Origin of the sequence: Stenotrophomonas sp. NRRL B-14846 (assembly GCF_050473585.1) — a bacterium.
In the GTDB taxonomy this organism is placed as follows: domain Bacteria; phylum Pseudomonadota; class Gammaproteobacteria; order Xanthomonadales; family Xanthomonadaceae; genus Stenotrophomonas.
Genome location: NZ_JBFLUN010000022.1, coordinates 3,917,629 through 3,930,833 on the forward strand (window position 1 = coordinate 3,917,629; position 13,205 = coordinate 3,930,833).

At 57.0% G+C, this 13,205-nt stretch carries 10 protein-coding genes and 1 pseudogene; 8 read left to right on the plus strand and 3 right to left on the minus strand.

Going from position 1 to position 13,205, the window contains the following annotated elements; all coding sequences use genetic code 11:
- Positions 1-18 precede the first annotated feature (18 nt).
- From AB1281_RS20200 to AB1281_RS20210, 3 genes and pseudogenes are all read left to right on the plus strand, one after another.
- Positions 19-288, plus strand: a complete 270-nt coding sequence (locus tag AB1281_RS20200) for a hypothetical protein (RefSeq protein ID WP_430346810.1) — start codon at positions 19-21, stop codon at positions 286-288.
- 9 nt (positions 289-297) lie between these two features.
- On the plus strand, positions 298-1,041 hold the full coding sequence (locus AB1281_RS20205; RefSeq protein WP_014035423.1) for a pyridoxine 5'-phosphate synthase: 744 nt from the start codon (positions 298-300) through the stop codon (positions 1,039-1,041).
- A 144-nt stretch (positions 1,042-1,185) separates the two neighbouring features.
- Positions 1,186-1,431: pseudogene (locus AB1281_RS20210) on the plus strand (radical SAM protein); the annotation flags it as partial.
- A gap of 151 nt (positions 1,432-1,582) precedes the next feature.
- On the opposite strand, the gene AB1281_RS20215 reads toward AB1281_RS20210, so the two are convergent.
- Positions 1,583-1,807, minus strand: a complete 225-nt coding sequence (locus tag AB1281_RS20215; protein ID WP_049447428.1) for a helix-turn-helix domain-containing protein — start codon at positions 1,805-1,807, stop codon at positions 1,583-1,585.
- Positions 1,808-1,887: 80 nt separating this feature from the next.
- On the opposite strand from AB1281_RS20215, the gene AB1281_RS20220 reads away from it, so the two are divergent.
- Both AB1281_RS20220 and AB1281_RS20225 read left to right on the plus strand, forming a co-directional pair.
- Positions 1,888-2,223 carry a hypothetical protein gene (locus AB1281_RS20220; protein WP_152906696.1) on the plus strand — a complete coding sequence of 112 codons (336 nt, stop codon included), beginning with the start codon at positions 1,888-1,890 and terminating at the stop codon, positions 2,221-2,223.
- A 150-nt stretch (positions 2,224-2,373) separates the two neighbouring features.
- Positions 2,374-3,465 (plus strand): PA0069 family radical SAM protein, encoded by a 1,092-nt coding sequence (locus tag AB1281_RS20225; protein WP_074725857.1) that lies wholly within the window; start codon positions 2,374-2,376, stop codon positions 3,463-3,465.
- 520 nt (positions 3,466-3,985) lie between these two features.
- On the opposite strand, the gene AB1281_RS20230 is transcribed toward AB1281_RS20225, so the two are convergent.
- Together AB1281_RS20230 and AB1281_RS20235 are read right to left on the minus strand one after the other, a co-directional pair.
- The gene (locus tag AB1281_RS20230; RefSeq protein ID WP_430346811.1) at positions 3,986-5,854 is read right to left on the minus strand and encodes a DUF7380 domain-containing protein; all 1,869 of its coding nucleotides are present in this window, start codon (positions 5,852-5,854) and stop codon (positions 3,986-3,988) included.
- A gap of 111 nt (positions 5,855-5,965) precedes the next feature.
- The gene (locus tag AB1281_RS20235; RefSeq protein ID WP_197587421.1) at positions 5,966-6,721 is read right to left on the minus strand and encodes a hypothetical protein; all 756 of its coding nucleotides are present in this window, start codon (positions 6,719-6,721) and stop codon (positions 5,966-5,968) included.
- 473 nt (positions 6,722-7,194) lie between these two features.
- Here AB1281_RS20235 and AB1281_RS20240 point away from each other — a divergent pair, with 473 nt between their 5' ends.
- The 3 genes from AB1281_RS20240 to AB1281_RS20250 are packed head-to-tail and all read left to right on the plus strand — an operon-like array spanning position 7,195 to position 12,431.
- Entirely contained in the window at positions 7,195-8,514 is a 1,320-nt protein-coding gene (locus tag AB1281_RS20240) for a tyrosine-type recombinase/integrase (protein ID WP_430346812.1), read from the plus strand.
- A 23-nt stretch (positions 8,515-8,537) separates the two neighbouring features.
- Entirely contained in the window at positions 8,538-10,367 is a 1,830-nt protein-coding gene (locus AB1281_RS20245; RefSeq protein ID WP_430346813.1) for a hypothetical protein, read from the plus strand.
- Positions 10,368-10,403: 36 nt separating this feature from the next.
- Positions 10,404-12,431, plus strand: a complete 2,028-nt coding sequence (locus tag AB1281_RS20250) for an integrase (RefSeq protein WP_430346814.1) — start codon at positions 10,404-10,406, stop codon at positions 12,429-12,431.
- Positions 12,432-13,205: the final 774 nt, after the last annotated feature.

The following is a 13,205-nucleotide window of genomic DNA, read 5'->3' on the forward strand; positions in this document are numbered from 1 at the left end:
CATCCGGGGAGCCCGACTATGTACTGGTTGTACCTGCTGCTGGCGCTGGGCTGCTTTGCCTTCGCGCTGAAGACCCCGAGCGCGGGGTTGATGACCCTGTGCCTGCTGGCTGCCCTGGCCTTCCTGCTGGCCTGGGTACGCGGCCGCTACGTGGCCCGTTTCGGCGACCTGCAGCGCGACCCGGCCACCCTGATCGATGCCGAAGAGCTGCGCCGCCTGCGCGAACAGGCCCAGGCCCGCCGCAGCGAAGACCACAACGACCACGACCCATCCCCTCTTTCCAAGTAGTCCCGTTCCATGACCCAGCTCAGCGTCAACGTCAACAAGATCGCCGTCCTGCGCAATTCGCGCGGCGGCGCCGAACCGGACGTGGTGCGCGCCGCCCAGGCCTGCCTGGATGCCGGTGCACATGGCATCACCGTGCACCCGCGGCCGGACCGCCGCCACATCACCGCCGAGGACGTGCTGGCCCTGTCCACGTTGACCCGCGCGCGTGGCGTTGAATTCAACATCGAAGGCAATCCGTTCGCGCCGCCGCGCGAGGGCTACCCGGGGCTGCTGCCGCTGTGCGAACAGACCCGCCCGGCGCAGGCCACCCTGGTACCCGATGGTGATGGGCAGATCACCTCCGACCACGGTTTCGACTTCGCGCGGGATGCCGAGCGGCTGCGCCCACTGATCGCCGAACTGAAAGCGATGGGCTGCCGGGTCAGCCTGTTCGTCGACGCGGGCAACCCGCTGCTGGAGCAGGCGGCCGACGTGGGTGCGGACCGCATCGAGCTGTATACCGGGCCCTATGCGGAGGCGCATGCGGCTGGCGACGCCGACGCGATGCTGGCGTTGTTCGCCACTGCCGCCCGCCGCGCGCAGGCCGTCGGCCTCGGCGTCAATGCTGGCCACGACCTGTCGCAGGACAACCTGCGCGACTTCCTGGCCCATGTGCCGGAGGTGCTGGAGGTGTCGATCGGCCACGCGCTGATCGGCGAGGCGCTGTATGACGGGCTGGATGCCACCGTGCGCGGGTACCTGGCGCTGCTCTGACCCCTCCCCTGTAGAGTCGAGCCATGCTCGACTCCATTTCCCATCCGTCCGGAGGCAGTCGAGCATGGCTCGCCTCTACGAGGGGGCTGAACCCTTCAGGCGGCCGTCGCAGCCATTGAGACGGCCACGACGTAACCTGCCGCAATGGGTACTGCGATCAAGGGCCGAGGTTCCACGTCCCACCTTGCCGGGCGCTTTGAAAGCACCGTCAGCGAGGCGGTGGACGACGGCTGGGCGCTCGACGAGAGCGAGGAATTCCTCGCCCCGCGCCTGCGCACCGAGGTGCGTGCCGAAACCGCGCGCAGCATCATCACCCGCAACAATTCGCCGGACGTCGGCTTCAGCCAGTCGGTGAATCCGTACCGCGGTTGTGAGCATGGTCTGAATTTCCCATAAGTGTTCACTGAGAAATTACTTCGCAATCAGCAACTTGCGAAGGAAATAGTGAACACTTTCGGCGTCAAAGCTTCGAAAATCGGCCAGACAGTGCCATTCCGGCAGGAAAGGTCGATTCGAGACTGGGAGAGTTAGGCGAAACCTTCTAGAGACCTGCCTCGGTCAGCAACTCAGACATGGTCTTCCCAAGGCCCTTTGCTACTCGTTCGAGTGTGGCGAGAGTGACATTCTTCTCGCCACGCTCAATCTTGCTGTAGTAAGCCCGGTGCATCTGGATATGGTCTGCAAAGCCTTCCTGACTGAATCCAAGAGCGACGCGACTCGCCCGGATGACGTCGGCCAGGGCTGCCTGATGCGTATGTTCGACCATACGACCAAGCTTGTGGTTCCAGTACTTTAAAGACTACGCCTCTAAAGGTAGTCTACTTATAAGTACTGATCTGAATTCTCATGAATTTCTATCTCGTATGCCCGGAACTGGAATTCACTCTAGAGCTGCCCTTCTCTCCTTTAGGAAGAGAACAAGTGATCAGCCAGGTTCGTCGAATGCAAGAAGAGGAAGGCCAGTCGAGAAGCTTTGAGTACCGTCTAGCGGAGGAGCTCTCCAGGCTCATCCCAGAACTGACCGACTGGGACATCAAGCCCCCGACAGGAGCGCAGATGGCATACGCAGTCTCCCTGTGCGCCCAACTGGGAATTGTGCTGCCAGCAGCTACCCGTCGATCCCGGGGCCTAATGCACACCTTCCTGGCTGAAGCCAAAGCGCTCGCTAGCCAGCGGGACTGACGGTCGCCCAGCCACAAACGTGCTGTGGATAAGGTTGGGAATACAACACGGAGCGATCAAGCATGAGACCTACAGCTAGCTGAATTCCCGGACCTTGCAGTCCCTGTGGTTAGCAATAATACTAACTGCTTACTAAGGGCTGAGGGTGGCATGGAACAGGATGCTCGAAAGGCCCAAGTACCTATCAAAGGTCGAGGCTCCGCCTCACGCGTACCAAGTCGCTTCGATGCCACGACAACAGTCGGCATCGACGATGGCTGGGAATCGGTCTACGAAGACCTGCAGGAGTTGCCGCAGCTGAGAACTGAGGTGACCGAAGAGCGCGCCCGGAGTGTGATCAGCCGCAACAACTCCCCTGACGTCGGATTCAGTGCGTCGGTCAATCCCTACAGAGGATGCGAGCACGGATGCGTCTACTGCTTCGCGCGACCTTCCCACAGCTACCTCAGCCTATCGCCAGGTCTGGACTTTGAGACCAAGCTCTTCGCAAAAACCAACGCCGCAGAGCGGTTGCGCAGTGAGCTTAGTCGGCCCAGCTACCAATGCGCTGCCATTGCCTTGGGCATCAACACGGATGGGTACCAGCCCATCGAAAGGAGTTACCAAATTACCCGCCAATGCCTTGAGCTTCTGGCCGAAACACGCCACCCCGTGAGCTTCGTGACCAAGAGTGCATTGATCACTCGTGACATCGATCTACTCGCGGCCATGGCTAAGGACCGCCTGGTCACGGTGTACTTCTCAGTGACCACACTTGATCGAAAGCTGTCAGCAAAGCTCGAGCCACGAGCTGCTGCTCCGCACGCACGGCTAAGAGCGATGGAGACGCTACATAAGGCCGGTGTGCCTGTTGGTGTACTGGTGGCTCCTGTCATTCCTCGCATCACTGACCACGAACTCGAGGCGATCCTTGAAGAAGCGCATGCCCATGGAGCGCGGGCAGCAGGCTACGTGCTGTTGCGACTACCCAACGAGATCAGGGACATCTGGAAAGAGTGGCTGGAACTGCACTATCCGGACCGGGCCGAACACGTTCTTAGCCTCATGCGCCAGTTGCATGGTGGCAAAGAGTACGACGCCACATTCGGTACCAGGATGCGAGGTACTGGCCCCTTTGCGGATCTACTCGCCCAAAGGTTCAAGAAGGTTCACAGAAGCCTGGGATTCGCAAAGCTCCCTCCCCTGAACACCCAACTCTTTCAACCCCCCAGGGAGCTGTCGCCCCAGGGCCAATTGTTCTGAGAAGTAAGATGGAGCCCACTACATGCAGATGGGCAAGCTGTCTCAAGCTGTGAGATGAGCAAAAGCTAGCCTTTCTGGAAACAACTACACCGAGAGAATGGTAATGAGCTGGCTGAAGCTAATACGCCTGTACTACCCTGCCGGCTTGGTGGCGATTCTCTCCTTCGTATTCGCGCTAGTCGTGCGTCCCCTTGGCGACAACAGCTTGACCAAAGGCCTCTATCAAGTGGCCATGTGGCTACCAACGGCGGGGCTGGCGTTTGCCTTCATCCATGGTCTGTGGACGCTCCATCGGTGTCGCCAAGCGGAACTAGGCACAGGGCCGATCTGTCCCTACTGCGGGGGGCCGCTGGGGGCCGAAAAAAGCGGCAGATACAGCCTCCACAGGACTTGCATGGCGTGTGGGAAGCACGCAAACGAGCGGCACTACCGCTGATCAGAACCGACTGACGCTGCATCTATAAAATCCCCTGCTAACTTCCCCTACTGCTACGGAAGCAATGTCCGCTTCATCGCCGGATCAAGACTCCGTTGCTGAAGCCAACGCCCCAAAGTGATCCTTGAACAAAGGGATCAGGCATAGATGCCACATCAGCCAACAAGCATACATAGCGTCGACACTTAACGGCACGCCGTCGCTTGCGGTACCATGCGCGATGGCATGCCTGAGTCCTGGACCGGATCGGGCTAGAAAAACTCGATCAATATCATCAATCACCGACTCACCGAAGATTCTATTCAACTCACTCCGATGATTCTTGTAGAGCTGAGTAATGCTCATGTCTTCCTGTGTCCCCGAATCCTCATCGTGCCGTACGACGTCGACATCGTGTCCCTTGAGGACATAGATCAGCGAGGCTTCCATAAGCGGCGTCAGGATGAAAAGTGCGGACGTCAAATCACCATGTAAGAACGCTAGAAATCCCCGCGAGAAAGTCTCCGTAAGATCAGTCGGCACGAATGGGCTATCTCGACAGAGTAGAAAAACGTCCTCGTATGAAATTGGATGCTCCAAAGCCAGCTGGTACAAGACGACAGCAATACGTCCTTGCACCACGGTGCCACGATAAATCTCCTCCTGCTTCGCTACCGCATGCTCTAGGGCAGCAGAGTCAATATCGCGCAGACCTGCTCCAGGCGCCCTGAAGCGAACATAGCCATCGGAGTCATACTGCTCCACGCCAAACAGCGAACTCAATGGATGCTTCCGTATGCCTTCGATGGCCTCTGCTTCGATGACCTGGGTAGGCCGAGGGCGATGGATGGATGCGAGCAAGAACAGTCCGTTCTTGAGTGAAACCCCTTTGGCTCGATTCCTTACTGCATCAACCAGCTCGCTCAAGTCCCATGAATACTCAAACGAGCTAAAGTCATCCTCCGCAGCGGATTGAAGACGAATCAACTCCACGCGAAGTTCGCGCTTGGAAGCCTTGGCGTCAGCTGAGGACCGCCCTCGCAGAAGATCGATGGCCTGCTGCACAAAGTGAGATGCACTTAGCGTGCCGCCCAGCGAGCGGCCATGCTCCGCCATAACGCTGCTAGCCTCAACCAGGCACCTCTCATAATTGGCATTGTCCTGCGCGCGGCGCCACGCGCGCCCAGCAGAAACAAGTGCATCGCACACGGCATGTGGGCCTCCATCTGAGGAGAATCCGTGGGCAGCGACCTCCATCCGGGGCGCGCAGTTGCCTGGCTCATCGAGCTCAAAGTCCAGAGCTAGGGTCATCATCAGCAGGAGCCCCTCGCTGCTGGCCTCAGCCTCGAACCTGTCGGCCGCTGAGAGGCAAAACTGCCGCAGCACCCTAAGATCTGGGTCATCCCGATCAAGATGCATGATGTCGCAGATCTGCAGTCCCCGCCGCAACGCATTGGCGATCACTCTGACAGGAATATGACCTGTATCAAGGTCACGGTGCCTGAGCTGCTGAGTCATCAGTCCTTCCGCTACCCGACAGTACGCGAGCGCAGCCTCCCTACCCGAATCAACCCGACCCCGCTCAACAAACCAGGCGAGATCGCAGAGCCGAGCACAAATCACTGGGTTGGGTGAGCGACGCCCTAGAGCCTCTAGTACGGCGCTACATCCCTTCCAATCGGTGCCGACAGCCGTGCGTCTATCGCCGAAGTCCATCATCGCTGTGTACGGGGCTTTCGGCAGATCCAGCCTTTGGTGCAGTTTCAAGGCCGACGCAAGCATCTGCAGGACGCGACTACGCGAAGATGAGTTCGTATCGTCGGAGCTCGAGCTAGCGGCGATAAACATCTCACCGAGATGGTGGGCAGACGCCTCGCTAGTTACAAGCTCGGCAACCGCTAGGTCAAACTCAAACTCAAACTCATTGACGTCTGACAACGACGCTGCGGCCCAAGGATACTTCGCATCGTTCATTGAGCTTCTCCAATCCGACACGTAGAGACTGCGACAGGTCGCTAGCTCCGTAAGAAAAAAGACACCTGCAAGAGGAATGCGAACATCAGAAGGCCGGGCTGAGGAAAACTTCTACAAGTACTCCACAGGACCAGGCAACTCCTCTTCAACAAAGGGGAGTGGATCAACCAAGCCACCTTCGTCGACGTAAGGTAGTCCCTCCGCCTTACAAATGCCTGCTAGCTCTCTCAGCAGCGAGTAAACGCTTTCGAACCGTCGGTCGATGGCAGCGGCAACCTTCGTAAGCGTCTTTCCCTCATGCACGATGGAGTTCCGGAGCCGAACTATCTCCGCGATCGGAGCGGTAACGTCGACAGCGACGCGATGTCCTGTGAGCTTGTAGATGCGTTCAAAAACCCTCTCCATTGAACCATCCGATGCATTGCGTGAAGCTCGGCGGGCGAGGTGGCCATGAAGCTCGGACAACGATGACGCAGCCAACACTTCGCGCAGGGGCACGTACGCTTCCTCTCGCTTTGATGAGTTGGGCATCAGATGCGCATGAATCGACTGCGGCCTGGCAGTGAAGTACACCACAAGGAACTCAAAGACGATGTTCTCGACATACGTCGCCGCGGTGACGACCATAAGTGACGCGTAGTGATCAATGGCTGATAGAGCGTCACTGTAGACAGAGTCCCGAATACGTTCATCCAGACGACTGACGCCAGGCGAAACCAGCGCTCCGCTATCATCCAACGTCCGTACGTAGAGAGATCGTTTGTACTCGGCTGCCACTGGCGGATGCTCTGCCAAGTCAACTAGCCTCGAGTACGCGGCCGGTGTGGAAAGGACTCTCGCATGCCACTTTCCAACGTCAAAGGCCATTCTCATTCATCCTTGGGTGCCGATTCTGGACGCAATTCTGGGTCGCCGCTGCGTGTGCTGTCTACTCAAGATTGAGAGAGCCGTGGGATTCAGCCGCTAAAGACCCCGGGGCACAAACCTCTGTAAGCGCATCCATCCTATTAGGCGCAGAGCTGCGAGAGCCTAGTGTCAATCGACCTACCGCGCAGGACCTGGAGGCGGTGAGCAGAACGCAGACAGCGACAACCATGTGCTGATCTGAGCTCGCCTCATCCCCGTCGAATAGCTTTCCCGCAGAGGCAGATGCTGCGCACTTCTAAGGCTATTCATTATGAATAGGCGCCTCTCTTAGTAGAAGTCTCAGTACCCTTAGGTACGGTGCAACGCTATGAAATAGAAGCGAAATAACCGCAAATGTAACTCATGCGCATCCATAGCGTACCAGTAGGCTCACGCGCTTGCATTCCGAATTCGGAGTGGTAGGTTCCGCGCCCATGAAGACGTACGACGCCGAGATCAGGGTGGTCAGGAACAACGAGGGCAAGAGTCCTGGTTCAAACGGGGGACTCTGGGGTACTCCCTTACCAAATTACTTCTGCTTCTTGACCAGCCGAACTGACGGGAAAGTCATAGAGCCGGCGTTCGACTTCATGTGTGCCACCTACCTGACCAGGGCGGCTAAGCCGTGCCTGAAGGGGGGAAGGAACACCGCGCCAACCATCCTAGCTGACATGGCCGACTTCCATCACTACCTGGACGCCTCGGGCATCAAGGTGGCCGATATTTCATCCGAACACTTGAGGGGCTACGCCACAGACCTCTGTCACTCCAAGTCTGCAGCAACAGGCAAGAACCTAGCCGCGAGCACGGTCAATCGACGCTGGTCGACGCTCACGAAGTTCATCCTCTACTGCCTACGGCATGGATATCTGAAGAACGTGGTCCCTACCGCCGAGCGAGACACCAAACGCGGAAAGGTCACCTATCTCGACATTGACGCAGATATCTCTGGATCAGGCAGCAACCTGCTTATCACTGCGCTTGACCCTCAAACCTTGGACCTCTTGCTTGAGGAGTTGGGGCCTCCTGTGAAGGAGATCATTGATCAAACAGTCGTGCTCTGCGAGGGCGCAACCACTGACCGACTCATGGCTGAGGTCTGCCTACACACGGGCCTCAGGCGCGCCGAAGTCTGCAATCTGAAGCTCACCGATGTTGAGACCATGCCGCTCGATCAGCTGGACCCAGTGTCGGAGCTTCCGGTGGTGATAGTGGGCAAGGGGAACAAGGCGAGAAATGTCCCGTTTCCTGTATGGCTGCTCGGCGCGATCAACCTATACGTCAATACAGCGCGAGTGATTGCAATGGCCAAAAGGCAAGCGTTGATGTCCGAACCTGATCATGGCTACGTGTTCGTGCACCAGGTCCGAAATGCACGCTACATCGGCAGCCGCGTGTCTGAGCAGACATTCGATCGTCACTTTGCCCAAGGCCGTGAACGGCTCCTAATGAAGCTGGCAAAACTTGAGAACAATGCCTACTACAGGATGGCTGTGGCAGAGGCAATCACAGTTCATGCGCTTCGGCACACGTTCGCAATCATCAAGTACATCAGCCGAAGGCTCAGCGGCGACACGCAACCGAGCAAGTACGTTGCCTCCATCCTCGGACATGCTTCGGTAGAGACCACCGAAAACATCTATCTGAATAGTGCTGTGACATACGAGAGCAAGATTCGCGAGCGCATCCGGATGCTCAACGAGCAAAGGCCTCACATGCAGCTCGGTCAGCCTAAGGCACATCCTGGCACCTAAGTCCACTTGGGAGAGGCTCAATGATGGACCGACGCAAGAAGAGGATTCGACCAGCAAAGCAACCAGATGTACCGGGTGAGAAGAACAACTGGTGGTTCAAAAGAGCACCCGGAGTGCTGGAAGTTCACTTCGAGAACAGAGACGGATCAAGGACTAAGGTCAATCTCTCAAGTTGGCTAGCCATTGGCCCACTGTGTGATTCTCTCGCAACGGCATTTGCCAACACACAAGCAGATAAGCAGCAGGCTGGCAGGTACTCTACTGCGGGAAACTTCAAGCAGGCGGCACTAAAGTACTTTCGGGGGCAAGAAACGCGCTTTAGCACGCCCGATGAGGTGCCAGCAAATTTCATCACTCAAATTAAGCAAGATCTTGATAAGCCTGATCCCATAACCAACAAGATCCTAAGCCAGAGCACCAGAACCAACTACCTGAAGGCAATCGTGCTCTTGGTGCCGGAACTCATTCGCCTCGACAGCCGGTGGAGTCACATTGAGGTCCCGCGGTACGCGGTTGCTAGAACAAAAAGCAGCTCACCGTCAAAGACTTTGGATGCGGATCGCATGACCGAGACACTCCTAGTCGCCGCTAAGGACTGCGTGCGACTTATGAAGGAGGTCTGGCCTAGTCTGGCAACTGTGCGAAAAGCGCTATCAGACCTGAAAGCTGGCAAGCACGTGCGGATCAATAGCCCTGAGGCGCAAGTGGCTCGCGTGCTCTTCGACAACAAAGGCAACTTCCCCGCACCAATCAATCTCGGTAGAAATGCCGGCAGCTGGAGCAAAGAATACAGGACGTACCAAGCCTATCGGAGCCTCGCCTACCCGCTCGGAGGTGAGCTGACGCCACTCTATCTGTTGCTCCTTTCGCATACGGGGTGGAATGGCCAGGTACTGAACTGTCTGGAACTAGGCGGTATCCAGTTTGTGGAGGTGCTGGGAGCTAGAAGGATCCACTTGCGGTCAGTGAAGCGTCGTGGAGGTTCCAGGGGCCGGCCAGGTACTAGCAGTATCATCCAGTGGGCCGCAAACACCAGTGACAACTCGCTCTCCGTCAACAACATCATCAGCTTCCTGCTCGAATGGACAATGCTTCTACGCGAGTACGCTGCCGAGCCCCTAAGTAGGGATCTGTTCCTCCACGCGGTGTCAGAAGGTGGCCGCAACGAAGTATCAGGACTTCGCATTGACTCCTATGCAGGACGGCTCGACAACATCCCAACTCGGATCACCAACTACATCATGGCGTATTGCCAGAGCAAAGGAAGTCCGTACTGCGGCGCATCAGCACTCAGAACGGGAATGGCAGAATTAATTGACAAAGCTACAAACGGAGATGCGGTCCTGCTTAAGAACCTCCTGGGCCACCGACTCATAGACACCGGGCAGGACCACTACAGAACAGTGGCCATGCTGCAGCGAAGTAAAGAGAACATGGCAGGTGCAATAGCCACGCACCAGCGATGGATTACCTCTCAAGGGAAGGTTGACACGCGCTCAAAGCCAAGTAACAGAGACTCCACCGCAGCCACACCAGGATTCACCTGCCTTGATGCCTTTCACAGCCCTATTGGTGGCCAGGTCGAAGGACGCCTATGCACCGCCTATGGCATGTGCCCATCCTGTCCTCTGGCAGGCTCAGATACCGATGAAGCTTACGCGTTTGCTAGAGCGCTTCAGCTCAAGGAAGAGTACGAACGCGCCCGAGGACGGTTGGGGCTCGGGATCTGGAGGTGCAAGTTCCAATGCCCATACGATGCCCTTCTCACTCGCTGGATCCCCAACCTCGACTCAACCGAGAACCGAAAACAGGCTGTCCTTGTGACGCTGAGTGCGCTGCCCGCTCTCGAGTAGCGACAGCGATTAGCTAGCCAAAACTGGAGTCTGATCATGGCAACGATTCGGAAGTCCACAAAGCCTGATGATGAGGTCGCCTCCGGCGACTGGACCTTCGCGAGAGACATAGAGGGCCAGCAGAACGAGAAGGTCATCCTGGACTGGAGCTTCGAGGTGCCTGGAGGTGGCCGCTTCACCGATCAAGCGCACGCAACACTTCATCAGCAGATGACCTTCTACCTGCGGTCAGCTCTCGACAATGATGTGCTTTCCGTTGGATCACTTCCGGCGACCATGATGAGCATCAGAGAGATTGCCGTTTACATGATCCGGCGAAAGATAGACTCATTGATAAGCCTCACCTCGCTCCACAGCTGGGACTTCATTGATCACCTGGAAAACCAGTACTTGGAAGGTAGCTTCGATGAAGGGAGACCCAGGGACTGGAGCTACGCCACGGCCTACAAGCTGCTGCGACCGCTCGCGCAGATCTATGAGCTTAAGACGAAGTACAAAGAAGCCGGAATCGATTGCCTGCCAGAGCCGCCCTTCGATGGGAAGTCCGCCAATCGAGTAGTCGAGATTGACCTGGGTCTGAAGAAAGGGGGCGGGCTGGCACCAATACCAGATGACGTTGCCGTTCCCTTGCTAAGCAGAGCTTGGGAATGGATTCGGTATGGTCTTGATGATGTGATCAAGATCCAGAACCACTTCCTCCAGAGAAGGTCCCAGATGCCTGAAAGAGGACCAACGAGGGTGAAAGCCTTCCAGCAGCTCAGCGAGGAACTTCGCGACTACAAAATGGCCATCGTGCCCGATACCGGCCTGCCATGGCATGCACCGCTTCATCCACGGACAAGAGTCGATGAGGAAGGAGCAGTAGTTGAAATTAGCACAGTGCAGAGCGTGCGCCGGCTCGTCATGAACACCGTTGCCGCGGCCACAATCTGCATCCAGGGGTGCGTTGGCCTGAGATCGCATGAGCTGATTGGCCTAAAGATCAGTCACGTGAACGACCCGCTTGATGGCATCGTTACGATCCATCAGTCTTCTGACGGACTGATGGACATCTTCATGATCAATGGGGTGTCGGCAAAGGGGAAGAAGACTGATCACGCCTGGACCGCAGGTCTGAGGCCCTGCGGTACGGACTATGAACCCATACCAATAGCGGCGCTTGAGGCGTTGTGTCGTTTGCTTGAGCCATGGAGACTGCTCAAGGGTGAAGGAACCAAAGACCTTCTGCTCAGCTTCTCCGAAGCCAAGTCATTGCCTTCCCATGCGAAGCATCTGGGTCGGTTCACGGCAATGCGCATCGCTGCATTGCAGAGAGAGTTTGCAGCTGAGCTATTAGTGTCAGAGCACGGGCTGAGCGCACAGGATGCATGGCATAGAACTAGGAGCATTCGGCCTCTTCGCTGGAGGAAAACTTTTGCCCACTACATCTACAGGACAAAGCCTGCGCTGCTCGGCGCGCTTCGCGATCACTACCGCCATATGAGCGAGCGAATCACCGAGACGGGCTACATTGGAAGCGATGCAACACTGCTTGAAGACCTGCAGGGAGAACGGACGCTGGAGGCAGCGCAATTCTTCCTTGAGGTAATGACAGGTCATTCTGTGGCGGCTGGCCCTGCGAAGAAGCTAATCGCCAAGCATGCAAGTGAGCTGGCAAGCTCGATCAACAGCATGGATGGCGATACCGCGATAGACAAAGCACTAGCGCTCGTCAAAATTTCGGGATTTGAGATGTGGACGGGGACCTACGCTAGCTGCCTGATCAACATCCTTCCGGCTGAGTCTGCCTGCAATCCGCATGCGGACTTGCTGACAGGTTGGCGTCAACCAGACTTTGGAGTTCGATCTCCGGCACTGTGCGCCTCGTGTCGTTGTTGTTTGATCCTTCCCGAACACCGCGAGTTCTGGCAACGTCGCCTAGAGGAGAACCAGGCGATCGTTGCTGAGGAGGAACGACTGGGCGGTACGAGCTCTGGGTGGACAATTGCGGAGCGTCGGGTTGCGCAGAGCCAATCGATACTCAAGCACCTGGGAAAGGCTACCGCTTCCGACTCCGACGATTGATCCGGAAAGGCGTAACCGTATCGTCCTCTTCCGATCGAACGTTCAGCTTGCTAAGCCGAAGCTGTAGTGACGCATTGTGCACTTGCGTCAGATGGAGCAGTCGTCTCAGCCGACGGCTCTCCGCCTTTTCTTCAAGAAGCTGTGCGCCCAGGCCGCGATTGGCTTCGGCCTTCGATGCCTCCCTGATTGCCTTCCATTGACCTGAGTAGCGAGAGTGGGAAGAGCCAAAATTGGACCTGCTAACCCCAGATTCCCTCTCAACTCCCTTGACGGAGACAAGGCGTTGCCCAGCCAATAGCTTGGCAATATTCGCTGGATGTTCAGGCTTCTTCTGCACTAGCCGCGCTAGACCGGCCGTGATTCGTGCTTCGGTGGAAAGACCATTCTTCATGTGAACTCCCCAGGGCCGTGGACTATGCCGGAGCCTATGCCTTAGTACGATTAGGTACGGGAGGAGAACGTAGCCTAGGCTCTTGCAGTGGTGAATGTGCGCTTATGCTGGGGATAAAGCAACACTGGATTCTTCAACTATTCTGAAACTTGCCTCGCGCACTGAATTCCAATCCCAATTCGCATCTTCATTGGAAACAAGAGCGCCTCGCTGGTCACTATGGCCCCTCCTGTACGGAGCATCGCTTTGTACTGAAGGCTGGGGCAAAGAGCCAGATCCGCAGACGTGTTCACCGCTCAGAACAGTTGGTTTCAAGTGCGAGGGAGATAGCGTACCAGTAGGCTCACGGCTTGGGCGTACCACTAGGCTCACGCAATGGACAG